Here is a 24380-nt window from a genome sequence, read left to right on the forward strand (position 1 = left end):
GGGTCAGAATCGTGGCTATAATTTCCCCATGCGCGAGTGCCAAGGGGATGAGGCAGACCACAAGCCCTGATGGTCAGGGAAACTCTTCTCGGCGGCTTACTCTGGCTGTAAAAGGTTGTTCCCGAACATTTTGTAGCGACATTTTTTATAACAACTTTATAACGGCATTTTCTATAGCGGTATTCTATGGCGGCTTTGATGGCAGCAGAACACACCACTGGCCCATCCCATGTTTCCAGAACCCAGCCTGTCTGAGCAACTGGCAGCGGCCCAGGAGCAGATTCGGCATCTCTCTCAACAATTAGCGACCGAGCGCGAGGCGGCGCAGCAGGCCCAGGCCCAGTGGCAACGGCAGCTTGAGCAACAGCAACACCAGATCGCCCAGCTCTCGGCCCAGGTGGATCAGGCTGAGGTGAGCCAGAAAACGACGGCCATCTCCCTAGATGATGCCGAAACGCTGTATCGTGCCCTATTCGAGTCCATCGATGAAGGGGTTTGCCTCTTTGAGCGGTTGCCCCTGCGGCCCGATGGTCTGCGCGACTATGCCTATGTGGCGATGAACCCAGCCATGCGGTCGATGTTTGGCATTCCGGATCTCAGTGGGCAGTCCGTCCGCGACCATTTTCCAGGGGAGGTAGAGGATTGCTACGACCGCTATGATCACGTTCTGGAAACCGGGGAGTCGATACGGTTTGAGCGCGAATTGCCGCTTCAGGACAAGGTGCTGGAGATATTTTTGAGCCGTGTGGAAGATAGCGCAGGCCATCGGCTGCTGGCGGTGATTCAGGATGTGACCGCCCGCAAGCGCACCGAGCGCAATTTGGACTTTTTGGCGGACTTGGCCACCGATCTCTCCCGCCTGTCCACCGCCGAAGAAATCATGCGCACCGTCGGGGCCAAGGTGGGCGATTATCTCCAGGCCACCCTCTGTGTGTTCGCCCACATTGACGAAGCCGCTGACCAAGCCACGGTGAACTACACCTGGCATAGTGCCGATAAGCCCGATGCCGTTGGGGGGTATCGCCTATCAGACTTCATCACCGAGGCGTTTCGGCAGGCGGCACGGGCCAGAGAACCGATTGTTATCAACGACACCCAGCAGGATCCTCGGGTGGCTAGGGATCGCTATGTCGCCCTCCAGATTCGGGCCTATGTCGCTGTGCCCTTCCATCGCGAGGGCCGTTGGAAATACCTGTTGACCGTGAACGATGCCATACCCCGGACGTGGCGAGAGGACGAAATTGCCCTGATTGAAGCAGTGACCAACCGCATCTTCCCCCGCCTAGAACGGGCCGAAGCCGAAGCCGCCGCGAAAGACCTGGCTAACCGTTTGACCTTGGCCCTGCAATTGGGTTCCTACGGCGTTAGCGAGTGGGATTTTGTCAATCCTCCCGTCTGGGATCAGCAGATCTATCACCTGTATGGCCTGCAAGACCTAGGACGACCTGTCACCTACCAAGACTGGCATGATCGCCTGCATCCGGACGATGTTAACCGGGTCGAGGATCAATTATCCCAGGCCCAGACAGGCCGAGAGGTGATTGCCGCTGAGTTTCGGATTTGCCGACCGGATGCCACCCTGCGGTGGGTGCAAGCCTTTGCCCAAACCCAGTACGATGCAGAGGGACACCCCGTGCGAATGGTGAGCATTACCCAAGATATTACTGCGCGGAAAGCAGCGGAAGCGGCCCTACAAGACCTGACCGACCGTCTATCGTTGGCCTTACAAGCTGGATCCATTGGCACCTGGGATTGGGACTGCGTAAACGAGGTGAACTGGGATGACCAGATGTACGTCCTCTACGGCCTGCAAAATTCGAGGGAACGGGCGATTTACCTCACCTGGCTCAACAGCCTCCACCCCGACGACCGTGACCGGGCTGACGCCTTGCTGAAAAAAGCTTTGCGGGGCGAGGCGGTCTATGACATCGAGTTTCGCATTCTGCGTCCTGACGGAGAACTGCGCTGGATCTATGCCGTGGCCCAAGTGCAGCGCGACAGCCAAGGCAACCCTACTCGGATGGTGGGCATCAACCAAGACATTACCGAGCGCAAACAGGCTGAATCAGAACTTCAGTGTTTGGCAAGCCGTTTATCTTTGGCATTGCAGGCGGGGCATATTGGCTTTTGGCTGTGGGATTTAGACCAAGACCTATTTTGGGATCCCTCCCTCTGCCGTATCTATGGCCTGCCTGAGACGGATCGGATTACCGACTGGCAAACCTGGCGAAACCTCGTCCACCCTGAGGATATTGATCCGGTGGAAGCCTTGCTGCAAGCTGCCCTTCAGGGTGCGCCCTACGAGGGAACGGAGTTTCGGATTTATCGCACCGATGGCGCACTGCGGTGGATTCAGTCCTCGGCCTATGTGCAGCGAGACGAGCAGGGCCAGCCCGTACACATGATTGGTATTAACCAAGATATTACCGTCCGCAAACAGGCAGAACTGGCACTGAAGGAGCAGAGTAGCCGCCTCACCTTGGCCCTGAAAGCCGGATCCTACGGCATTTGGGAATGGAATTTGGGTAGCGACCTGATGTGGGATGACCAAATTTATCAGGACTACGGTTTGCAAGACCTGGGACGGCCTATTACCTACCAAGACTGGCGGGGGGCCGTTCATCCCGATGATCTAAACTGGGTTGAGGCGCAGTTGGAGGCCGACCTACGGGCCAGCATCCCCTTCAATGCCGAGCTTCGCATTCGTCGCCCCGATGGCGAGGTACGGTGGGTGTTGTCTACGGCCAAACTGTACTGCGATGGCCAGGGCCAGCCCCTGCGTATGGTGGGCCTTCACCAAGACATTACCCACCGCAAACAGGCCGAGCAGGATATTCGGGAGAGTCGAGCCAAGTTTCAGCGCCTTGTGGATGACATTGGGGATCGATTTGTCATCTTTAGCCACACGGGGACGGTGATGACCTACGTCAGTGGTGGGTTGCAGGCCATCTTTGGTGTGCCACCAGAGGCCGTTTTGGGTAAACCCTGGGCCACCGCCGTCAACTGGTTTCCCGAAACCATAGAACTAGCCCAGGCCGAAGTTCAAAAGCTCCTCACCGATAGGGTGCCCTCCCAGGAATTTGAGATGGCCTTTACCCGGTCAGATGGGGAGGTTCGCATCATCCATGTCGTGCAGCACCCCGTTTGGGATGAAGCGAACCACCTGTTGGCCATTGAGGGGTTAATCGAAGACATTACGGAGCGCAAAGCCACCGAAGTGGCCCTGCGCCGCACCAATGCCGAACTCGAACGCGCCACCCGCCTCAAGGACGAATTTCTGGCCAACATGAGCCACGAACTCCGCACCCCCCTCAACGCCATCCTGGGCATGACCGAAGGGCTGCAAGAGGAAATCTTTGGCCCCCTGAATGAACGCCAGCAGCACAGCCTAGCCACCATTGAGCGCAGTGGCAACCACCTGCTCGCGCTGATTAACGACGTTCTGGATCTCGCCAAAATTGAGGCGGGTCAGATGGAGCTAGACTTCAGTGCCATCAACGTCAGTCTGCTGTGCAGTGCTAGCGTCACCTTTGTGAAGCAGCAGGCCCACAAAAAACGTCAGCGGATCGAAACCCACATCCCTGAAGGTCTGCCCGACCTCTACGGGGATGACCGTCGCCTCCGTCAAGTGTTGATCAACCTGCTCACCAATGCCGTCAAATTCACCCCCGAAGGAGGTCAGATTACCCTCACCGCCAGCTATACCACCCTAGCCCCAGACGCGACGACCCAGGCCGGAACCTGGATTCACCCCCAGGTGCCCCCCAGCGACACCCTAGGCCTGCTGTCCCTGGCGGTTAGCGATACTGGCATTGGCATTAGCCCCGAAGATGCCCAAAAGCTGTTTCAGCCCTTTACGCAGGTCAATGCCGCCCTCAATCGCCAACACGAAGGCACGGGCCTGGGGCTCTCCCTAGTCAAACGCATTGTGAATGCCCATGGCGGCGAGGTCACGCTTGCCAGCGAAGTGGGCCATGGCAGTTGCTTTACCGTGCAGATCCCGATCATTCCCATTCCCGGCGAGTCCTCCCTCGGCGCGGATTCTACCGCTTCCATTGCCGCCTCTCCCCCAACCGAACCCGCCGAGGCCCCCCTCATCCTGCTGGCCGAAGACAACGAAGCCAGCATCAGCACCACAACCTCCTACCTAGAGGCCAAGGGCTACCGAATTATTGTGGCTCGCAACGGTCTAGAGTCAGTCACCCTGGCCGCAACGGCCCAGCCCGATGTCATTTTGATGGACATTCAAATGCCCCACCTCGACGGCCTAGAAGCCATCCGCCAAATTCGCCAAAATCCGGCCCTGGCCACGGTGCCTATCATCGCCCTCACCGCCCTCGCCATGCCCATCGACGAGGAACGCTGCCTCGCCGCCGGGGCCAATCAGTACCTCAGTAAACCCATCCGCCTCAAGCAACTCTTCCAACGGATCACCGCCGCCCTGGCCCCTGTAACCCCACCATCCTCGTAGAGAGCGTTTGAAAAGGGATCTGCGGTCATTTGAGGTATCTGCTGATCCCCCCTAGCTCCCTTAGTAAGGCTACTGTGTACACATAAGTCTTGAAACCCTTGCTGTCAGGGCTTTGCCCTCATCCCCCAACCCCTTCTCCCAGGGCGGGAGAAGGGGAGCCGGAAAGCCCTGTCTGGCTTCCCCCTCACCCGTTTTTGGGAGAGGGGGACTGAGGGGGTGAGGGCCGAGATGTGTGTACACAGCAGCTTAGTAAGGGGGGAACTGGACTCGAAGGGAAGGGGATTCTGGACTCAAAGTCCGCCTTTTTTGAGACTCAAAGTCCCCCTTTATAAGGGGGATTTAGGGGGATCCTCCAAGGGGTTACCAATAGAGCCGAGAGGTGTATAAGCCGTAGCCCAACCTGGGAGAGAGACGGTAACCCGTCTCCAGATCCTCTCTCTCAACCGAGGATGAAACCCTAGACTAAATGCCCGGAATTTCGGAGAGTTCACAGTCCAGTTCTTCCACAGAGAACCGGGTGGAAGACTGCCATTCTTCTAGGGTAAATTCATAGCCATGTTGCTGGGCGAGTTGGACAAATTCCTCTGGCGTGGCGGAGACACTGAGACGATCTTTGAGGGCAGGATTGGCTTGGGCATCGCGAAAAAGCCGGACAACGTGAGCCTGGGACATGGTGATTTCCTCTGAAAACCCTTGCAGGCATCATAGGAATAGCAGGACAGGAAGCCGAAAAAATCGAACAAAGTTTTAATAAATGGCTGAGAGCGGCCCTTGGGTGGCTGTCTATGATGGAAAAGCCCTAGGGATTCGGTGGATTGTGCTGAACCATTCGCTGACACAGTATGTTCTCCGCCGCTACCTGCTGCGGTATCCCGGTCCGCTGCGGGTGGCGCGTTATCGGCGGCTGGCCCAGTGGCCATGGCTGCAACCCGTGTTAGAGCAGATTAAGCCGGAGGTGTTACCCCCAGAACTGCTGGAGGAGGTTCCTATCCTGGAGCCTGTAGATTCTGGGCTGCTGTCCCCACCGGGAGTGGTGCCCTGGCCCATTCACTATCCCCAATATCGCTGTGAGGTGGGGGCACCGCTCAACTGTGCCTTGGCTCAGCGGGCGGTGGAGGCAGACCCTAGGGCGACCGTGTGCCCTCGTTGTGGCTTTATGACCACGCTACCCCTCGGCAGAGTGGTGCAGGGGGAACAGGGCCACTATCGCGTGGGGCCCTGTGTGGGCCAACGGGGCATTGGCCGTAGCTACCAAGCCACCCTGCTAGGGGCAGAAACCCCGATGACCTTGCGGGAATACCTGCTACCGGAGCGCTACTTTAACCCGCGAGATCAGCAGCAGCGACGGGATATGTTTTTGAACCAGGTGGGGGTGAACCTGGCCGATGGCCGCAGCCAAGATTTGCGGGTGATTGCCCCCATCGAAGCCCTCGCCCCCCTGGGAGAGACCAGAGCCTACCTGATCCTCCCCGTAGAGGATCAGGCCATGGATCTGAACCATCTGCTGACGGTGCGGCCTCCCTTTACGGGGGCAGAGGTGCATCGGGTGTTGCGGCAGGTCTTGCAAACTTTGACTGGGCTGCACCAGCAGCGCTATGCCCTGTCTCCGGGGCGGCTGCAAACGGGGATTGTCCACGGCAATATCCAACTTTCTAGTCTGCTGTGGGTGGAGCAAGGCGGCGAAGAGTTTGTGTATTTGACGGATTTTGCCCTCTGGGAGGACGCCATCGACCCGCTGGTGATTGAGGCTCCCCACCCCACCCCCCAGGAGGATTTGCGGGCCTTGGGGCAGGTGGCCTTTCAACTGCTGACGGGGGGGCTTAACGAGGTCAACGGCCAGCGCCTCAACCCCAAACGCGAGGCCCACTGGCCAGCGGTGCATCCGCCCCTGAAGTCCTTCATCCGGCAACTGCTGGGCATCGAAGCGCCCTTTCCCCAGGCCCAAGCTGCCTACCAAGCCCTGCTACACCTGCCGCCGGAACCCGTGGTCAGCCAGTTGGCCCCGCCCAGCGTGGTCGATCGTCGTCGTCGTTCTCGCTGGAAAACGGCCCTGGTGACCCTGCTGGGGTTAGGGGGCGTGGGTCTGGCAGGCTATCTGCTGTGGCAAGGGCTAAGGCCCAAACCGCTAGAGGCCCAAGCGACGCCCCCCACCTGCTGCTTTGAGGCCGTGGGCTCTGTACCGGAGGGCAATTTTGTCTATACGGCCCTGGCGGGGGATGTGTGGGAAACCTTGCTGCAATGGCAACCCCAGGATGGCCTCACCCTGCCCTGGGCAGAGCAGTTGGCCCAGGATCAGCCCGGTCTAAACCTCATCTATCGCCCCACCCCTTCCATTGCCGCCGCCCTAGAGGTGGTGCAGACCCGGCAAGCCGCCTTTGCCGTGGTGCCGATCTTTGAACCCTTGCCGCCCGACTTAGCCGCCCAACCCATCGCCTACGATGGCCTTGCGGTGGTGGTGGCCTTTAGCTACCAGGGTCGTAGCCAGGGGCTTCCCGACCAACTCGGTGGCACCCTTACCCTCATCCAGGTGCAGGATCTCTACCAGGGTAAAACCCAATTCTGGGGCCAAATTCAGTCCGGCCTCAACCTACCGCTGGCCCTCTACGTCAACCCTAGCCCCACCACCCTAGCGGCCCTGGATCAGTTCATTTTTCCTGAGGATGCCCCCAATACCCCCAGCAGCGCGGCCCCTGTGGGGCTACCTCCCCTTCCCATGCTGCGCCGGATGATTAACGATTTTGAAACCGCTGGGGTGGGCAGCCTTGGTATCACGCCCCTCAGTTCCATTGGGGGCCAATGTTCGGTCTATCCCCTCGCCCTGGGTTCCTCCCGACGACAGGCAGTACAGCCCCTCCGCAATGCCTCCGGTCAGCCTATCCACCCGGATGTAGATCTCTGCCGCACCAAGGGCGTTTACACCCTAGATCCCAGGATTCTGAGCCAGTCGGACTATCCCCTGGCCTACCCCCTAGCGGTGGTCTATCGTCGCGATAATCGCCTGCCCCCCATTGGCCCCAAATTTGCCGAACTCATGCTCACCGAAGAGGGCCAAACCTACCTGCGCCAGGTTCACCTCAGCCCGGTGCCCTAGCTACCCGCCCCTCTCCCGACACCTGGGCGAGAAGACCTTGCCCCTACCCTGTCTCCAATGCCTAGATGGGGTTGGCCTGGGGTCGGTCGGCCACCATGGCTTCCAGCCGTGCTTGTAGGTCGGCTGTGATCTGTTGGGCTTCGGTTTTCAGGGCTTCGGGGGCGGTGCGGCCCTGGAGGTAGTCCCTCACGGCCAGCGGATCGCCGATGTGGATCTGCACCGGACAGCGCCAGGGGGGATAGGGATCGCCATAGTGGATATCCACGGGCAGAATTTGAACATTGAGGTCGGCTTGGGCGGCTTCGGCTTGTACCGCAAGGCGAGCCAAACCGGGCTTGAGGGGATGAATGCGATCCTCGCGGCGAATGCCTCCTTCGGGATAGATCACCAGCATTTCTTGGTTGAGTAACAACTCGATGCCGTGGCGCAGACTGGCCACCGTGGGGCGGCGCACATTCACCGGAAAGCCCCCCAAACGTCGGATAAACCAGCCCTGAAGCCCCTTCACTTCGTCATCGGTGACCATGTAGCGCAGATCTCGCCCTGTGCCGGGACGCCCCGCCGCCAGGGGCAACACAATGGAATCCCAGCGGGCGCGATGGGTGGGGGCCAAAATGACTGGGCCGTGGGTGGGGAGTTTCTCCTGTCCTGTAATCGCGATGGGGCCAAAGTAACTGGGCAGCACGAGATACTGCCCCAGCCAGTAGACGATGGGGGTCAACCAGGGCGAACAGCGGGACTGGGGCGCAGGAACAGCGGGCCGCGAACTGGATTCACGCGAACTGGATGCAGACAATTCCGAAGACGACATAGGGCGGAGCACCGAGAAAGCCATGGGTGAAGGGGAGGAGATTGGAAGATAGACCTCGTAGCTCTACCCTAACCCCTCAGCATTGAGAAGAACCGTGAAACCAGGACAGTTTGGGGGGCGCATACCGAGAGTGACACCTACACCCAACCCGCATTAGACAACTCCGTTTCCCCATCCGTCAAACCCTAGGGGCAAAGTTTCCTCGCCCGCTTGAACCGAGGGCACACAAGACGGATTTAGGATAATTCCGTATTTTTGCTGAGATTGTTTCATGAAACGTCTGGGAACTCTTGGAGGAAGAGCTTCTACCCGTTGATGCTAACGAGCTACTGGCTGGTCTGTTGAGCCTGTTTGGGTGGATGTTTCCTTAGACCGCAGTCCCTCTCCCTGAGACAAACCCCATGCTGAATCACAACGCCAAGAAGCAAGCCATTCAACGTCTGCAAGTTGCTCAGAAACAGTACGAAGCCTTGGTCGGTGACGTGATGAAACAGGCTCAAGCGCTGTTTGAGTTGCGCCAATCCACGGCTGAATCGGTAATTCAAGCCTGTGAGGACTACATCAATACCCTCGCGAACTCTCCCAGAGAATTTGACAAGTCGGTTACGGCATTCAAGGTGAGCTACCAAGAATTTACAAACCTGAGCCATCAAATCGAGGTTGAAGCCAAGCAACAAGCGGCGGTGCGTCAGTCCACCGTTGGGGCTGGGGTAGTCGCTGGAGCTGGGGTAGCGGCCCTCGGCCCATCTGCGGCCATGGTCATTGCTACCACCTTTGGTACGGCCTCCACCGGAACAGCGATCTCTGCACTCTCTGGGGCAGCGGCGACCAATGCAGCACTGGCTTGGTTAGGGGGCGGTGCGCTGGCAGCAGGCGGTAGTGGCATGGTGGGTGGTCAGGCGCTACTTGCTTTGGCGGGGCCAGTGGGCTGGACAATTGGCGGTATCGCTGTGGCCGGGGGTGCCCTGTGGGCCAATGGCCAAAATGAAAAAGCGGCCCGACAGGCAACTCAATATACCCATGAATTGGAACTAGAAATCGGTAAGCTGAGAGTAGCGAAAGTAGAAGTCGATAGCCTGAAGAATCTCACAGAAAAACATGCTGACGGAGTGTTAGCACAGTTAGCGCTGCTAGAGGATGGTGCCCCCGCTGATTATCGCCAGTTTTCTACTGACCAAAAACAAGCCTTAGCCGCATTGAACAATCATATTCAGTCGCTTGGCAAGCTCTTGAATCAAACAATTGCTTAGGATCTGGCAAAAATGAAAGAGAATCACCATCAGACGACCCAGATTATTGGTAGTGTTGTTGCGGCCACGAATCAACAACGACTTGATGAGCTTCAGACAGCTTTAGGTACCCAGGGTAAAGCCCTTGTCGATGCCCTGGAGCAAATCCAAACCGTTCGAGAGTTCGTCGGTAGCCCGGAACATATCTTGGGAAATCCGTCCACCAAACATGGCGAGATTGCTGAGCAGGTAGAAGTAGGAATTCGGAACGCTAGAGATTTGATCAATCAGCGGCCCCCTATTGCCACGTTTGAGGGAATCAGTCGCATTGATCCAGCGGACTATTCAATAGATGGCGTCCAGGTTCAATCTAAATTTATCAACGGGGTTACAAACGGCTTAGATCATGTTCTAGAGCACATGGATAAGTATGAAAACTTTGGGCGAGATGGCTCCTACTATCACATTCCCAAGGATCAATATGAGGTGATTCAAAAGGTTCTGAATGGTGAATCGGTCGATGGTCTCGCTCCAAGAACTGTTCGCGCTATTCAAGATCGTGTTCATGAAATTGAGCAAACGACTGGAAAATCCTTTAATACTGTTATTCAGCCCGGTGTATCGTCCTATGATGAAGTGCAGCAGGGAGAGATCCATAAAACCCTAGATCACCATGAAAACGACATCCGCAACCGTGATACTGAGCAGCAAAAGGTGATTGAGTTAGATCATCAAGCCAGCCTCAACGAGATGGCCCAAGTAGCACTCAAGGGGGCAGCAATTGGGGCGATTCTTAAGGTAACATTCAAGCTAGTTGAGAAAGTTACAAAAGAGAAGAAAAACCCGTTCAAGGGAGATTTTACTGCTGACGACTGGCAGGATATTGGCGTTTCTGCGGCCCAAGGCGGATCGACAGGAGCCGTATCGGGGTCTGCAATCTACGCGCTGACAAATTTTGCTAATCTGTCAGCACCTCTTGCTGGGGCAGTGGTCAGTGCTGGCTATTCTGTAGCCAGTCTTGCTCAGCGGTATACTACGGGAGAAATCGGCTTCGATGAGTTCCTTTCCCTGGGTCAAATTGCCTGTGCTGAGTCTGCCATGGTCGCCGCTGGTGCCGCCCTTGGGCAGGCGCTTATTCCCATCCCGATCATGGGGGCTATAATTGGCACCATTGCCAGCCGTATGGTAGTTGGTTATGGGAAGAAGTATCTAACGGGCAAGGCGAAGGAGCTAGAAAAATGGCTGGAAGGCGACTATCAACGCTGGATGGCTCGAATTGATCACACCTATCGCACGTTGGTTGCTGAAATCTTGGCCAAGGTTGGCAAATTAAGCGATCTGATGGATGCGGCCTTTGACACCTCTAAAAATATGGCGCTTAGGCTGGAAGCCAGTATCGATTTGGCCAGAGCCTTTGAGGTGCCCGAGGAGCAAATTATTCACGACCTGGATGAACTGGATGCCTTCATTCTGGCCTAGCTTTCCTACTAATTAAGCCTTTGGGGCACTCCAAAGCAAACCACCAGAGCACTGTTTACTCACTCGATGAGCCGATGGTGTTTTGGCGACGCTGGGCAAACCACTGCTGGAGGTGCTGTTGGCAGGGTTCCGCCAAAATTCCGGCGAGGACGGGTAGCTTATGGTTCGAGCAGGGGCCATCGGGTAGATTGATCTGGGAACGCACCGCTCCGGCCTTGGGGTCATCGGCCCCATAAACCAGGAGCCCCAGGCGGCTGAGGATAATCGCCCCGGCACACATCGGACAAGGTTCTAGGGTGACGTAGAGGGTGCATTGATTGAGGTGCCAGTTACCCAACCGTTGACTCGCCTGCCGCAGGGCCAAGATTTCCGCATGGGCGGTGGGGTCGCGATCTTGCTCTCGACGGTTGCAGGCGGCGGCGAGAAGCTGGTTATCGGGGCCAACCACCACCGCTCCCACGGGCACATCTCCAGCCTGGGCGGCTATGTCGGCCTGGGCTAGAGCCTGCTGCATCCAGTGGTGATGGCGCACATAGGACGGGTCGGATAGGGGCGATGGATCAGGGTACATCTGGTGTAAAGCTTCGTTAAGCTGTAGGGATGGCGTTTCTTTAAGTTTGTCGATTGACGATGACCTCCCCCCGTCTTGACTCCACCCCCGTTTCCCAGCCCACCGCCCCCACCTGGAGAATTAACCTTCTCTACGATGGCGAATGTCCTCTGTGTGTATGGGAAGTCAATGCACTGAAGCAAAAAGACAGGGGCCGAGGGCTGGTCAAGTTTACCGACATTGCCGAAGACACCTACTCTGCCGCCGATAATGGCGGAGTGGATTACGCAACGGCCATGGGGCGCATCCATGCCGTGCTGGCCGATGGCACCGTGATTAAGAACGTAGAGGTTTTTCGCCAGGTCTACCAAGTACTTGGGGCAGGCTGGATCTATGCTCCCACAGGTTGGCCCATCATCGGGCCGTTGGTGGATTGGGTCTATGGGGTATGGTCACAGTGGCGGCTGGCCATCACTGGACGCCCCAGCCTAGAGACCCTGCTGGCGGAACGGGAAGTTCGTCAAGCGTTGGGCTGCGGGGATCGTTGCCGAATCGATGAGGGACACTCTGGTTGAGTCACCCGCTGGGGGGCCACAGCCAATGGACGAAAGTAGGTCATCTATAATGTAAACAGATGTAACTTTTCTGAGATTCCTATGGCATCCGTGGATTTAGACCAAATCGCCGCCAAGCTGCAAAGCCAAGATTCTAAAGACCGGATGATTGCCTTGGCCTCGTTGCGGGATGTTCCGGCGGCTCAGGCGGCTCCGCTGATTCGGCAGGTGTTGAACGACGACAATATGCAAATTCGATCCATGGCGGTGTTTGCCCTTGGCCTCAAACCCGACGAGCAAGCCTTTGAGAGTTTGATCCACCTGCTCACCTCCGACCCCGACTATGGCATTCGGGCCGACGCCGCCGGAGCCCTAGGCTATTTGGAAGACCCCCGTGCCTTTGAAACCCTAGTGCGGGCCTTCTATGAGGATACGGATTGGCTGGTACGGTTTAGCGCCGCCGTGTCCCTGGGCAATTTGAAAGACCCCCGTGCCCACGATGTCTTGATGCAGGCGCTCCAGAGCGATCAGGTGGTGATGCAGCAAGCCGCCATTGCCGCCGTGGGCGAAATTGGCGACGTGGAAGCTGTCGATGAAATCCTCAAATTTGCCCAGTCCGACGACTGGCTGGTGCGCCAACGACTGGCTGAAGCCCTCGGCCACTTGCCCAGCCCCAAAACTGAAGCCGCCCTGCGCTATCTGGAAAAAGACGCCCATTTTCAGGTTTCCGAAGCCGCCCGCATTTCCTTGACCCGCTTGCAACACGCTTAACCTGGCCAACGGCGTGGGCTACAGGGGCAGGGCGCATGGTTAGGCGATCCCCTTCCGTAGGAAAATAGCACTACCTAATCCTTCGGCCCTAAACGCGAGGCTTTGCCATGGTCACTGCACCCTCTATTCCTTCCCCCACCGTTCGCGATACCCACCGTTCCACCCTGGCTCCGCTGGTGGTGCCAGATCGCCTGCTGCTGGGGCCGGGGCCGTCGAACGCGCATCCCCAGGTGATTGCGGCCATGAATCATCAGCCCCTCGGCCATTTAGATCCCGATTACCTCGCGATGATGGACGAGGTGCAGGAACTGCTGCGCTACACCTGGCAGACTGATCATGAACTCACCTACGCCATTGCCGGAACCGGATCAGCGGCGATGGAAGCCACCCTCGCCAACGCCATTGAGCCGGGGGATCGGGTGCTGGTGGCGGTGAAGGGCTACTTTGGCCATCGCCTGGTGAACATGGCCCAGCGCTACGGGGCCGAGGTGGTCACCATCCAAAAGCCCTGGGGTGAAGCCTTCACCCTAGAGGAAATTACCGCCGCCCTGAAGACCCACCAGCCCGCTGTGATGGCCATCGTCCACGCCGAAACCTCCACCGGGGTACGTCAGCCCTTGGAAGGAGTGGGGGCGGCCTGCCGAGAGCAGGGCTGTCTGCTGGTGGTGGATACCGTCACCAGTTTGGGCGGTGTGCCGATTTTCCTCGACGATTGGCAGGTGGATTTAGCCTATAGCTGTAGCCAAAAGGGGCTGAGCTGCGCCCCCGGTATCTCTCCCTTCACCATGGGGCCACGGGCGGTGGAAAAGCTGGAACGCCGCGCCAAACCCGTGGCCAACTGGTATTTGGATGCGGCCCTGCTGCGGCAGTATTGGGGCAGCGCTAGGGTCTACCACCATACGGCTCCTATCAACCTCACCTACGCCCTGCGGGAAGCCCTGCGCCTCTTAGCGGAGGAAGGGCTAGAGGCCCGCTGGCAGCGGCACCAATCCACGGCGGAATATCTCTGGGCGGGGCTGGCGGAGTTGGGTCTGTCTTGCCATGTGCCCCAGGAATTTCGCTTGCCCACCCTCACCACCGTGCGCGTGCCCGATGGCGTGGATGCTAAGGCGGTGGGGCGGCAACTGCTGACCGAGCACAACATTGAAGTCGGCGGTGGCCTGGGTGAACTGGCGGGCCGGGTGTGGCGCATTGGCTTGATGGGCCACAACAGCGATCCTCAGCACGTCGATACCCTACTTCAGGCCCTGAAGACCGTCCTGGACTAAGGAGAATTGGCCTCCGTGTCCGGCCTAGGCTCAACGGATTTGGATCTATCCTAAGGATAGGGGCATGACAGGTGGGCAAGGCCAGCCTCAGGGTTGGGGTCAGCCCTCGGTCAGTAGTTGGACACGGAGTAACAAGATTTAGGGTGAATAATCGTAGCCATAATAGGGATCCTGTGGGATCTCAGGCCTTCCCTCAGGATTGGCCCCCTTCCCTGCTAGATACCTTACAAACCCCCATCTGGCTCTACGATTTAGAGACCCTCGATTTGCTGTGGGCCAACTCGCCCGCCCTCACCTGGATGGGGCTGAAGGCCGTGGATGAGGCATCGGACTGGATGCAGACCCATGAATCAGGCTGGGGGCATCTGTTGCGGTGTTATCGTCAAGCCCTCACCGCAGGATCACCACCACCCACAAGTTGCCCCATCGCGGTTGCCGTGAATGGCCCGCCGCTGCAATGTCTAGGGTCTGTTCTAGCCTTGGCCGATGGACGCCGGGGGCTATGCATCGAAGGTCACGCCCTCGATCTCGATGGTGGCAACCAGCAGGCGATTCTGCGGGCCATCCCCGATTTGATCGTGCGGATGACGAAGGACGGCCACTGTCTCTACCTCGGCAAGAGCGACGAAGTATTGCTGTGGCAAGATCTATGCCCCGACCAACGCGCCTCGATCTACGATTTGCTGCCCCACGCCCTAGCGGAGAAGCGCCTTCACTACACCCGCCAAGCCCTAGAAACCGGACTCCGCCAGATCTACCGCCAGGACATTGAGGTGCAGGGCAGTCTGCGCCACGAGGAGGTACGGGTCGTGCCCATGGGCGAAACGGAGGTACTGATTATGGTGCGCGACATCACCTCCATGGTGGTGGCCGAGCAAAAACTGGTGAACCAGGCCGAACTCTTTCGCCAGCAGGCCCAACGGGATCGGGTATTAGCCCAAGTAACGCGGCGCATTTCCCAGTCCCTCGATCTACAAGAGGTGCTCGAAACGGCGGTGGAAGAACTACGCCAGATGATGCAGACCCAGCGGGTGATGGTCTACCAATTTGAGGGTGTAGATGGCCGTGGGCGAGTCGTTGCTGAGGCTGTGTCGGATGCGGCCCTGTCGTTACGTCAGACTCAGATCGAAGACCGCTGTTTTTCAATCAACCATACCGCTATACAAGCCTATATCAAGGGGCGCATTCATCGGGTGATAGATGTCAACAATTCTGCCCTCTCGCAGTGCTATGTCAACATGCTGACCCAGCTTGAGGTGCGGGCCAACCTGGTGCTGCCCATTTTGCAGGGGGATTACCTCTGGGGTTTGCTGGCTTGTCAGCAGTGTGATGGCCCCCGCCCATGGAGCGACCTCGAGGTGGATACCCTGGCCCAGTTGGCGAATCAGTTGGCCATTGCCATCCAAAAGTCGGAGCTGTATGAGCAGGTGCAGCGGGCCAATCAGGAACTTAAGCACCTCGCCACCCACGACAAACTCACCGGGCTGGCCAACCGTCGCTACTTTGACGACTACCTCGACCAGGAATGGCGACGCCTAACCCGCGAAAAAGCTCCCCTCAGCCTCATTTTGCTGGATATCGACTATTTCAAGCCCTATAACGACACCTACGGCCACCTAGCGGGAGATGCTTGTCTAGAACAGGTGGCGGCGGCCATTCGTCGATCTATTAAGCGCCCTGCCGACCTAGCCGCTCGCTACGGCGGTGAGGAATTTGCCATCATTCTGCCCAATACCAACCTGGCAGGATCCATCCATACGGCAGAATTCGTTCGCCAGGAAATTGCCTCCGCCCATCTGCCCCACGGCAGTATCCCCAATCACCCCTATGTGACCGTCAGCCTAGGTATTGCCTCGGCTCAGCCCACCCAAACCCAGGCCCCACACACCCTGATTGACCAGGCCGATCAAGCCCTCTATCAGGCCAAGCAACAGGGCCGAGATCGCTACATCGTGGCCGCAGACTCAGCGGAAACCAGACTGATGACCTGCGACCTGGGCCACCTACCGATTCCCATAGCGTCCCCAACTGAGGAAGGCGGACACTAGGTACAGCACAATCATGGAGCCAACCACGGAGGGTAGAATCGGTACCCCCATAAAGGCCCAGGTGAGCCAGGGGAAGTTGAGGTTGTACTGGGTGAGCAGGTTATTGACTACCCATTCCCCCAAAAACACCCCAGTTAAGCCAATGATGACTAACCCCACTGCCTTACCGGGCACCCGACGGGGCACCAAAAAATTCGCCAAGGTGGCACAAACAGCGGCAATCAAAACTTGAACCAGTAAACGGGTGAGCGCATCCATAGCAAAACGACCCTATACATCAGACGAAATCGTAGCTCCCCTCTTCAGTATCGTACCCGCATCGGCCAGAATTCCTATCGTCTGGGCAGGGTTACCTTCCATCCCTGGGACACGCGCCTACTGCCCTAGTTCCACCGAGCGCTGATGAGCCGCCCGCACCGCTTCAATCAACGCCGACCGTAGACCCGCCGCCTCTAGTTGGGCAATGCCAGCAATGGTGGTGCCTCCCGGACTGGTGACGCGATCCTTGAGCACACCAGGGTGTATCTGGCTGTGTTGTAATAGCTCGGCGGTGCCCTTCAAGGTTTGGATGGCCAACTGCATGGCGGTGGCCCTCGGTAAGCCCACAGCGACGCCCCCATCGGCTAGGGCTTCTACCATCAGCGCCACATACCCTGGCCCGGAACCCGACAGGGCGGTGACGGCATCCATGAGGGATTCCGGTACTTCCACGACTTCGCCGACGCTGGCAAAAATCGTCTTGGCCCACTGCACCTGATCCGGGGTAGCGCTGGTTCCAGGGGCAATGGCCGTCACCCCTGCGCCCACGGTGGCCGGAGTATTCGGCATGGCCCGCACCATGGCCCAACCGGGGAAGGCTTGTTCTAGGCGAACCAGGGGAATCCCCGCCAAGATAGACAATCCCAGGGGTGAAGCGGCCTGGGGGGCACGGGCGGACAGATCCTCGGCCACGGTGGTTAACATTTGGGGCTTAATCGCCAGCAGAATCGTGTCCGACTGGGCCACCACTGCGGCATTATCCGTCGTGGTGCTGACCCCATAGGTCTGTTCTAAAAACTCGCGGCGGGCGGGCTGAGGATCGCTCACGATAATCTGCGACGCCTCAAAAATACCCTGATCGATCAAGCGAGACAGAAGGGCTTCCCCCATCACGCCGCCGCCAATTACCCCTAAGGTTTTCTCTGCCATGGTGTTTACCGCTGCCATCCATCCACTAGGTTCACCATACACCAAGTTAAAATGGCCGCTAAACAGCCCCACAGGCTCAGCCCCGTAGGCTCAGCACCAATACGCAACAAGTCTGGGCCGATCCTAAATGAAGATCGGCCCAGACTACGAGAGCAGTCACGCTGGTGGATAGCCTAAGTTTGAGCACCCATGTCATGGGCAAAGCCAGGGCAAGCAGATCTAACCGCCTGGGTCGATCTGGATGCCACGGCAAGCTTAGGCCATGCGAGCCATTTGCTCGCCCCAGGCGGGGGCGGGGGGCATCTGTCCGGCCATGGGCATCGATTGAGGCTGACCCACGAAGGTTTCTTCTTCGTACTCGGTGGGGGTGCTCACCTGCACGCAGTTGGGGGTGAACAGGAAAATGCTTTCGCCAATGCGCTCTTGGTGACCATCAATGGCGTAGGTGCCGCCCGCCACAAAATCTACGGCGCGTTGGGCTTGGTCGGGATCCATAATGGTGAGGTTTAACACCACCGACTTGCGTTCCCGTAGCGCCTGGATGGCCTGGGGCATTTCCTCGAAGGTGCGGGGCTCCATCACCACCACTTCAGAGGTGCCGTTCATCGCACCGGGCATACCAATTACATTGCTGGCCATGGGGGTCATTCCTGTATCAGAGGTCATTGGACGCTCGCGCAGGCGACGGCTGCGGCGAGGCTCTTCGGGCATGGGCTGAACCGGGGGCTGAGGATTTTCTTCCTGATACAGGTTTTGGTACTCCTCACCATCCATTTCTTCGTACTCGTACTCATAATCTGCTGGGTCGTTGAGGCCAACGAAATCCCGCAGTTTAGCGAAGACATTGCTCACAACTTACACTCCACGATGACTATCACTCTCTTAGGCTGGGGCACACCCGATGAGTTGATCACGGGGCTGCACACCCTTTGGTTATCCGATGGCCATGATAGCGCCTATTATCAATTTGCCAACGATTTTTTCAAAAACTTAGATAAATCGATGGACGGTAGGGTTTTCCCCTTTCAGACTGTCGTTTTTGACAGTCTGACCCGACGATTCCTACCTTGGGTGCAACCCCTTCCAGCTCGGCAGCACAGCCATACTAGGAGTGACGGCTTGAGCCAAGAACGACGCTTGAAAGGGATCGCCGATGGGCAATCACGAGGCACCTGATGGGACGGATGCGAAAGGCGCACAGACCTTGTAAATATCCTGCGTGCAGAATATTGAGCCACAGTATACACGAATTTTTTAAAACGGATAGGGGCTTTACATTTAGTTAAAAATTTCCCTAATTTAGCGCCCCAGAATCACCCCTTTGAGGGCGCTAAATCCCGTTCCAAAAACGACTGAACCCCTTGATTTACAAAGCTTACGACATCTGCCAGAGGGTTTCAAGGGGCCACACCCTTCTCGACGAAACGGGCCTTGAGAACAGGGGGAAATGGAGCCTAGCGGCGGGGCGGGGGCTAGGGAGTAGGGCGGGGGCCAAACAGGGTGGTGCCGAGGCGGATTAGGGTCGTTCCAGCGGCCAAGGCCAGGGGATAGTCGCCGGACATGCCCATGGAAAGCTGATGAATCTTGAGGTTTGAAAAGTTGGATTGGTTGATGCGATCTGCCAGTTGCTTGGCATCCTCAAAAATCTGCTGAATCTCAGCGGGGCGAGAATTTTGAGGCGGAATCGCCATCAACCCACAGAGATCCAGATGGGTGAGCTGATTGAGGGTGGGCAGGGCGGCTTCGAGTTCGGCCAGGTCAAACCCTGCCTTGGGCGGGTCGGGCACCATTTTGACCTGAAGGCAGCTGTGGGGGCGTTTGCCCAGTTCCGCCGCCACCTGGTTCAGTCGCTCCGCCAGTTTCAGGCTATCGACGGAATGGATCCATTGAAAATGTTCCACCGCCTTTCGGGCCTTGTTGGTTTGCAGATGGCCGATCAAATGCCAGGTGATATCGGGACAGTCCTGAAGTTCCGTCTGTTTAGCGATGGCTTCCTGGACCCGGCTTTCGCCAAAATGGCGCACCCCCGCCGCGTAGGCAATGCGAATCACCTCGGTGGGGAGGAGTTTGGTCACCGCCACTAGGGTTACCGTGGAGGGCAACGTGGCTTGCAGTTCCAAAATCCGCGTGGTGATTTGCTGGGCTGAGGCCATCGCCATAACTCAATCGCCATCATTGAAAGGTTTGCTTGTAGGTGACCTGAAGCTGGTTGTAGTCGGCCTGCTGTCCGGCTCGACGGAGCAACCGCATTCGATTTTCCAGCATTTGACGGGCATTGCTCCGGCCTAGGGGCTGGAAGACGATCCCTTCAGTGGCGGAATTGGTGACCAGGAAGAACAAGCGCTGGGCATAGAGCGTGGCAAACAACTCCTGCCCCTCTTCGACCATGCAGACCCTGAAGAGCAGGCCGAAGTTGGGATGATTGAGATAGGTTTCTGTGCTCATTCAAGTTAGGAACGACGATGAAGGTCTCTACAGGGAAAAGCCAAGATGAACAGTCAAAATGGCAACACCCATTTTAAAACCTGTTCGGCATTCTAGAACTTTTAGGTCTTAATCCCTACTTAATTTGCGCCATTCCTGATAGTCGCCCCCCATTTTCCCTGGCTAGGGCGGATACAAAATCTGGGATGATGCCCCTCCGTTGGTGGGTCAGGGAGACCTTGCCCCTACAGGTTTCGCGAGGGTAGGGGTGAGGTCTCCTCACCCGCTCACGCCCGGTCATCGGCCAGGGTGATCCCCAAGGCCAAAAGCTGGGCCTTCGCCTTTTGCAGCGATTCGCGCCACTCCCGGTCGGGCTGGCTGTCGGCCACAATGCCCGCCCCTACCTGGCCCCACACCGTCGCGGGCTCCCCCGGATTCCCACCCTGACCCTTGCTATGGCCGTAGAGCAGCGTGCGAATCAGAATGTTCAAATCCAGATAGCCGCGCCGATCCAGATAGCCGCAGGAACCATAGAACAGACTGCGACGGACAGGCTCCAGGGCTTCGATGATTTCCATACAACGCACCTTGGGGCATCCGGTGATGGTGCCTCCTGGAAAGGCGGCTTGAATCAAATCCACCGCCGTTTTGTCCGGCAACAACTGCCCCACCACATTGCTCACCAGGTGCATCACATGGCTGTAGTACTCCACCGTCAGCAGTTCATCCACCTGCACCGTGCCCCACTGGCAGACGCGCCCTAGATCGTTGCGCTCCAAATCCACCAGCATGATGTGTTCCGCCCGTTCCTTGGGGTTGCTGAGCAGGGTTTCGGCATAGGCGGCATCTTCGGCGGCGGTGTGCCCTCGCGGACGGGTGCCCGCAATGGGGCGCGTTTGGGCCTGATTTCCCCGCACCTGAATCAACCGCTCTGGGGAGCAGCTAATCACATCGCCCCAGGGGGTATGCCAGTAGCAGGCAAAGGGGGAGGGGTTGATGCGGTGCAACTGCCGATAGAGATCCCAGCTTGGGGCGGTGGTTTGGGTAGAAAACCGCAGGGAGAGATTCACTTGAAACACATCCCCCGCCTGGATATGCTGCTTGGCTTTGACCACGGCAGCTTGGTACTCCTCAGCCGTCATGCCTAGGGTAAGGGGGGATTTTGGATCCTGGGATCGCTGGGGATCGTTGCTTTGGGACGGGTCGGAATTTCGTAAATCTAGGGAATCCTGGCCTACAAGATCCCCTACTTTGCCAACAAGACGGCCTAAGTCAGATTCGTCAGTGGCCGCTAACCAGAGCCGTTGTTCTGCATGATCCAATACTGCAAACGTGGCAGGTTCGTACCACAACGCCACAGGAAAAGGGAGGGGATCAAGATTCTGGCTTGGCAATCGCTCAATTTCCCAGGCTAAATCGTAGCCCAGCCAGCCTAGCCAGCCCCCGGTAAACGGCAGCGTTTGCTCGGCTCGGCGGGCCTCATCACCGATCAGGTTTAGCGCTGATCTCCCCTGCAACCGTTGCGCGAGCATTGGCAGGATTTCACCCAAATCCGGTGTCCATAGTTGGGGTTGTCCATCCAAAAACCGAGGCGGGCCAGCGCAAATTGAGTAGCGACTGTGGGCCTGGTGGGGTTGGGCCAATTCTGGCAATGGGTACGGACTTTCAAGCAGCACCGCCAAAGTCTCTAGACTGGGGGGCTGATCGAGTAGAGAACCGTAGAGGGCTTGGAAAATCTCGGTGCCTGTGCGCTGGTTGAGGGGCAGGGAGCGCAGGTGCCAGGGTTGGGGTTGGGGAGTGGGAGGGGTCAAGGCCGTTGGGAATGGGGAATCGGGAGTCGGGAGTCGGGAGTCGGGAGTCGGGAGTCGGGAGTCGAGGAATTGGGCGCTGGTAGGGGCGAGGTGCCCTCGCCCAGATCTGAATTAAAGGGTATTTTGCCCCCAGGATAGGCGCAGCCACCAGAGGACGACCAGCAGACCTAGGGCGAACCAATCCCAGCGGCGCAAAATCAACTGATACCAGCGGACTTGGTGTTGGTTGGGGCTAGTGAAGCCACGGACTTCCATGGCGGCGGCGATTTGTTCGGCTCGCAGCAGCAGGTTTTCGAGCAACCGTTCCACCACCGCCAGCCACACCTGGGCCGAGCCGCGTACCCCCAGTTTTTGCCAGTTAATCGCCCGTGTCTGTACAGATCGCACCAGGTTTTGCACTTCTTCTAATACCAGGGGAATGAACCGCAGGGAGAGCGTTACTGTTAGGGCAATTTCCGTCACCGGAACCCGAAACCAGCGCAGGGGCTTCATCAGGGCTTCTAGGGCCAAGGTGATTTCTTCGGGGGCGGTGGTCAGCAGATATAGGTTGGTGCCGTAGATCAGCGTAAATAATAGAGTACCCACCCGAATGCCCAAATCCAGGGATCGCCGGGTGACGGTAATCGGCCCCCACTGAAATACCACAAAGCGGTAGGCCGTGGGCTGGGGCAAGGGAGGAGCGGAGACTTCGGGATTAGGCTGATCCCCAGACGGGGATTCCCCCTGATTGTCAGGTTCTACGGCTGATTGATCCCCCGATTCAGTCCCGGATTGCGTTTCCGATACGGCTGGGTTGAGCACTTCTGCCGGGGGCATTCGGTCGGGCTGGCTCACCTCCAGGCCATCGGGCATCACAAAGGTGAGTAGCATCACCGCTAAACTCAACAAGGCTAGCCAGCCCAACTGTTGCCGCCACACCCGGTAGGGAATGCGGGCGGAGATCGTCAGCACCAGCAGCAACCCCACCAGGGCAAAGCGCCACTGGGCATTGGCCAAAATGGGCGTTACCAAAATGCTCATCAGCCACACCATCTTGACCCTCGGATCCAGCCGATGCAGCCAAGTGACGGGCTGTTCTAAATAAAGACCAATGGGCAGGGAGCGAAGCAGATCCATAGGGCCGTTGCCAAGATGAGAGCAGGAAAATTGACGAAATCAACAGGAAATTAAGGGGTTAGAGGCCAAGTCCTCGGCCCTCACCCCCAGCCCCTCTCCCAGGAGGGAGAGGGGGGCCGGAAGTTTTTCAAAGTCCCTCTCCCATTTTGGGAGAGGGATTTAGGGTGAGGGCTTCCGGGTCGTTTAGGGTGAGGGTCTTTGGGGCAGGGAGGGTTTCTAGGAGGGTGAGTAGTTCGCGCTCAAAGGCGACCTGGGCACGGTTGGTGCGGCCCCCCACGTAGAGAATGCCGTCCTGAACCAAGGCCCAGACTTGGGAGTGAGAGACGTAGCTCATCATCACCCCCAGCATCAACAGCCCAAAGCCTGCATAGACGAGGGGAATGCCGGGATCGGCTTTGATTTGCAGTCCGGTGCTGCCGATCACATCCACCAGACGCAGGGTGACGCCGTTGACGGTGGTGGCCATGCCAGATCGCAGGGTGGCGGTGAGTTGGCCGTCGTTGTCGTAGATGAGCGCGGTTCCCTGGAGGTCACGGGCGAGGAGGGTAACGCCTGTACTGAGGTCGGGGCTGGTGGGCACCCATGTTCCCCAAAAGCGGGGGCCGTTGGTATCGAGAAGCTGCATGGGCAGTTGTAGGACGGGGCTTTGGTTAAGCTGAATTTGCACCGCCGCAATGCCCCAATCGGCCTGGTAGAGGGTGACGCCTCGGTAGCGCAGGGGTTCGTTGACGTGGATGGTTTTGCGGTCTAGCTCCGTCCCCGCCGCATCCACCACCGAGAGGTCGGAATAAAACTGGTCGATGTTGCCGTCGGGGGTGTAATCAATCCAAAAGCGATTCACCCGTACCGCCCAATCCGTCGGGATTTGCGCCCTGGCCCATGGCCCCGCATCAAAAATGTTTTGAATCCGAAAGGTGTCGCCGCTGGGCACAATTTCCTGGGCAAAAAATCCGGTCATCGCGCCCAGGATCGCCCCCAGCAAAATCAAAATCATGCTGGCATGGACGATAATCGGCCCAATGCGCCCGACGATGCCCTTGCGTCCGTAGAGGGAGTCGCCTTCCTGAAACACTCGGTAGTGGCGTTTCCCCAAACTCGTCGCCAGGATGGCCAAATCCGCATCGGTGAGGCTGGTGCTGAGGGCCAGCTTTTGGAACTGGCGGGGCTGGGTGTAGTACTTCCAGCCTTGGGCCGCTCCTAGGGCAGGCAGTTGGCGGGTGAAGGTGCAGGCGGTGAGGCTGGCCCCAAACACGATCAGCAACGCCAAAAACCACCAGGTGCGATAGACATGGTCGAGGCCAAGGGGCAAAATCACCTTCCAACTGAGGAAGCCGAAGAGCGCCGGATCCTCTGGATAGTTGGTTTGGTAAAACTCTAGGGTTTGGCCCTGCTCTAGCACCGTGCCCGCAATGCTAAACAGGGCAATGGTCAGCAACAGCACAATCGCCAAGCGCAGATCCGCCAGCAGGGGCAGCAAGTCCTGCTTGAAATAGTGCCGCAACCCATGCCACAGCCCGGTCGGGGAAGCCTCAGAAGATGTCATACCGTCACGAATATATCTATAGACAA

Annotated in this window: 19 protein-coding genes; 8 read left to right on the top strand and 11 right to left on the bottom strand. The window is 57.9% G+C overall.

Annotated features, from left to right (window positions below; genetic code table 11):
• The first annotated feature begins 229 nt into the window (after positions 1-229).
• Positions 230-4471: a PAS domain-containing protein gene (locus tag H6G62_RS08580; RefSeq protein WP_190494082.1), complete on the top strand. Its 4242-nt coding sequence runs from the start codon at positions 230-232 to the stop codon at positions 4469-4471.
• A gap of 462 nt (positions 4472-4933) precedes the next feature.
• On the opposite strand, the gene H6G62_RS08585 is transcribed toward H6G62_RS08580, so the two are convergent.
• The gene (locus H6G62_RS08585) at positions 4934-5143 is read right to left on the bottom strand and encodes a Nif11-like leader peptide family natural product precursor (RefSeq protein ID WP_190494084.1); all 210 of its coding nucleotides are present in this window, start codon (positions 5141-5143) and stop codon (positions 4934-4936) included.
• A 103-nt stretch (positions 5144-5246) separates the two neighbouring features.
• On the opposite strand from H6G62_RS08585, the gene H6G62_RS08590 reads away from it, so the two are divergent.
• Positions 5247-7562, top strand: a complete 2316-nt coding sequence (locus H6G62_RS08590; RefSeq protein WP_190494086.1) for a hypothetical protein — start codon at positions 5247-5249, stop codon at positions 7560-7562.
• 61 nt (positions 7563-7623) lie between these two features.
• On the opposite strand, the gene H6G62_RS08595 is transcribed toward H6G62_RS08590, so the two are convergent.
• Complete coding sequence (locus tag H6G62_RS08595) at positions 7624-8373, bottom strand: 1-acyl-sn-glycerol-3-phosphate acyltransferase (RefSeq protein ID WP_190494088.1); 750 nt, start codon at positions 8371-8373, stop codon at positions 7624-7626.
• A gap of 401 nt (positions 8374-8774) precedes the next feature.
• On the opposite strand from H6G62_RS08595, the gene H6G62_RS08600 reads away from it, so the two are divergent.
• Together H6G62_RS08600 and H6G62_RS08605 are read left to right on the top strand one after the other, a co-directional pair.
• Positions 8775-9623: a hypothetical protein gene (locus H6G62_RS08600; RefSeq protein ID WP_190494090.1), complete on the top strand. Its 849-nt coding sequence runs from the start codon at positions 8775-8777 to the stop codon at positions 9621-9623.
• 12 nt (positions 9624-9635) lie between these two features.
• Positions 9636-11081 carry a hypothetical protein gene (locus H6G62_RS08605; RefSeq protein ID WP_190494092.1) on the top strand — a complete coding sequence of 482 codons (1446 nt, stop codon included), beginning with the start codon at positions 9636-9638 and terminating at the stop codon, positions 11079-11081.
• A 55-nt stretch (positions 11082-11136) separates the two neighbouring features.
• Here H6G62_RS08605 and tadA read toward each other — a convergent pair whose 3' ends face one another.
• Positions 11137-11652 carry a tRNA adenosine(34) deaminase TadA gene (gene tadA, locus H6G62_RS08610; RefSeq protein ID WP_190494094.1) on the bottom strand — a complete coding sequence of 172 codons (516 nt, stop codon included), beginning with the start codon at positions 11650-11652 and terminating at the stop codon, positions 11137-11139.
• Between the two features lie 59 nt (positions 11653-11711).
• On the opposite strand from tadA, the gene H6G62_RS08615 reads away from it, so the two are divergent.
• From H6G62_RS08615 to H6G62_RS28555, 4 genes are all read left to right on the top strand, one after another.
• Positions 11712-12206, top strand: a complete 495-nt coding sequence (locus tag H6G62_RS08615) for a DUF393 domain-containing protein (protein WP_190494096.1) — start codon at positions 11712-11714, stop codon at positions 12204-12206.
• A gap of 81 nt (positions 12207-12287) precedes the next feature.
• Positions 12288-12956 carry a HEAT repeat domain-containing protein gene (locus H6G62_RS08620; RefSeq protein ID WP_190494098.1) on the top strand — a complete coding sequence of 223 codons (669 nt, stop codon included), beginning with the start codon at positions 12288-12290 and terminating at the stop codon, positions 12954-12956.
• A 107-nt stretch (positions 12957-13063) separates the two neighbouring features.
• Positions 13064-14224: an alanine--glyoxylate aminotransferase family protein gene (locus tag H6G62_RS08625; protein ID WP_190494100.1), complete on the top strand. Its 1161-nt coding sequence runs from the start codon at positions 13064-13066 to the stop codon at positions 14222-14224.
• Between the two features lie 173 nt (positions 14225-14397).
• Positions 14398-16272, top strand: coding sequence for a diguanylate cyclase (locus H6G62_RS28555; RefSeq protein WP_190494111.1), 1875 nt, complete (start codon positions 14398-14400; stop codon positions 16270-16272).
• Here the strand turns inward: H6G62_RS28555 and H6G62_RS08635 are convergent.
• The 8 genes from H6G62_RS08635 to H6G62_RS08670 all read right to left on the bottom strand — a co-directional run bounded on the left by H6G62_RS08635 (position 16228) and on the right by H6G62_RS08670 (position 24354).
• The gene (locus H6G62_RS08635) at positions 16228-16530 is read right to left on the bottom strand and encodes a hypothetical protein (RefSeq protein ID WP_190494113.1); all 303 of its coding nucleotides are present in this window, start codon (positions 16528-16530) and stop codon (positions 16228-16230) included. The two genes, H6G62_RS28555 and H6G62_RS08635, sit on opposite strands and share 45 nt — an antisense overlap.
• Positions 16531-16647: 117 nt before the next feature.
• Complete coding sequence (gene proC / locus H6G62_RS08640; RefSeq protein ID WP_190494115.1) at positions 16648-17460, bottom strand: pyrroline-5-carboxylate reductase; 813 nt, start codon at positions 17458-17460, stop codon at positions 16648-16650.
• A 255-nt stretch (positions 17461-17715) separates the two neighbouring features.
• Positions 17716-18312: a cell division protein SepF gene (locus tag H6G62_RS08645; RefSeq protein ID WP_190494117.1), complete on the bottom strand. Its 597-nt coding sequence runs from the start codon at positions 18310-18312 to the stop codon at positions 17716-17718.
• Positions 18313-18932: 620 nt separating this feature from the next.
• Positions 18933-19619, bottom strand: coding sequence for a YggS family pyridoxal phosphate-dependent enzyme (locus H6G62_RS08650; protein ID WP_242051896.1), 687 nt, complete (start codon positions 19617-19619; stop codon positions 18933-18935).
• Between the two features lie 13 nt (positions 19620-19632).
• Positions 19633-19905 carry a transcriptional coactivator PipX gene (pipX, locus tag H6G62_RS08655; RefSeq protein ID WP_190494119.1) on the bottom strand — a complete coding sequence of 91 codons (273 nt, stop codon included), beginning with the start codon at positions 19903-19905 and terminating at the stop codon, positions 19633-19635.
• A gap of 266 nt (positions 19906-20171) precedes the next feature.
• Entirely contained in the window at positions 20172-21695 is a 1524-nt protein-coding gene (locus H6G62_RS08660) for an anthranilate synthase component I (protein ID WP_190494121.1), read from the bottom strand.
• Between the two features lie 111 nt (positions 21696-21806).
• The gene (locus tag H6G62_RS08665; RefSeq protein WP_190494124.1) at positions 21807-22811 is read right to left on the bottom strand and encodes an energy-coupling factor transporter transmembrane protein EcfT; all 1005 of its coding nucleotides are present in this window, start codon (positions 22809-22811) and stop codon (positions 21807-21809) included.
• A gap of 127 nt (positions 22812-22938) precedes the next feature.
• Positions 22939-24354, bottom strand: coding sequence for a cytochrome c biogenesis protein (locus H6G62_RS08670; protein ID WP_190494126.1), 1416 nt, complete (start codon positions 24352-24354; stop codon positions 22939-22941).
• Positions 24355-24380: the final 26 nt, after the last annotated feature.

It is taken from the genome of Phormidium sp. FACHB-1136 (genome assembly GCF_014697375.1).
Taxonomy (GTDB): Bacteria; Cyanobacteriota; Cyanobacteriia; order Phormidesmidales; family Phormidesmidaceae; genus Nodosilinea.

What these genes read in the sequence shown, in the direction of transcription:
- H6G62_RS08580 (WP_190494082.1), top strand. Translation starts at nt 230, where the DNA reads ATGTTTCCAGAACCCAGCCTGTCTGAGCAACTGGCAGCGGCCCAGGAG.
- H6G62_RS08585 (WP_190494084.1), bottom strand. Translation starts at nt 5,143, where the DNA reads ATGTCCCAGGCTCACGTTGTCCGGCTTTTTCGCGATGCCCAAGCCAAT.
- H6G62_RS08595 (WP_190494088.1), bottom strand. Translation starts at nt 8,373, where the DNA reads ATGTCGTCTTCGGAATTGTCTGCATCCAGTTCGCGTGAATCCAGTTCG.
- H6G62_RS08600 (WP_190494090.1), top strand. Translation starts at nt 8,775, where the DNA reads ATGCTGAATCACAACGCCAAGAAGCAAGCCATTCAACGTCTGCAAGTT.
- H6G62_RS08605 (WP_190494092.1), top strand. Translation starts at nt 9,636, where the DNA reads ATGAAAGAGAATCACCATCAGACGACCCAGATTATTGGTAGTGTTGTT.
- tadA (WP_190494094.1), bottom strand. Translation starts at nt 11,652, where the DNA reads ATGTACCCTGATCCATCGCCCCTATCCGACCCGTCCTATGTGCGCCAT.
- H6G62_RS08615 (WP_190494096.1), top strand. Translation starts at nt 11,712, where the DNA reads ATGACCTCCCCCCGTCTTGACTCCACCCCCGTTTCCCAGCCCACCGCC.
- H6G62_RS08620 (WP_190494098.1), top strand. Translation starts at nt 12,288, where the DNA reads ATGGCATCCGTGGATTTAGACCAAATCGCCGCCAAGCTGCAAAGCCAA.
- H6G62_RS08625 (WP_190494100.1), top strand. Translation starts at nt 13,064, where the DNA reads ATGGTCACTGCACCCTCTATTCCTTCCCCCACCGTTCGCGATACCCAC.
- H6G62_RS08635 (WP_190494113.1), bottom strand. Translation starts at nt 16,530, where the DNA reads ATGGATGCGCTCACCCGTTTACTGGTTCAAGTTTTGATTGCCGCTGTT.
- proC (WP_190494115.1), bottom strand. Translation starts at nt 17,460, where the DNA reads ATGGCAGAGAAAACCTTAGGGGTAATTGGCGGCGGCGTGATGGGGGAA.
- H6G62_RS08650 (WP_242051896.1), bottom strand. Translation starts at nt 19,619, where the DNA reads ATGGCGATGGCCTCAGCCCAGCAAATCACCACGCGGATTTTGGAACTG.
- pipX (WP_190494119.1), bottom strand. Translation starts at nt 19,905, where the DNA reads ATGAGCACAGAAACCTATCTCAATCATCCCAACTTCGGCCTGCTCTTC.
- H6G62_RS08665 (WP_190494124.1), bottom strand. Translation starts at nt 22,811, where the DNA reads ATGGATCTGCTTCGCTCCCTGCCCATTGGTCTTTATTTAGAACAGCCC.
- H6G62_RS08670 (WP_190494126.1), bottom strand. Translation starts at nt 24,354, where the DNA reads ATGACATCTTCTGAGGCTTCCCCGACCGGGCTGTGGCATGGGTTGCGG.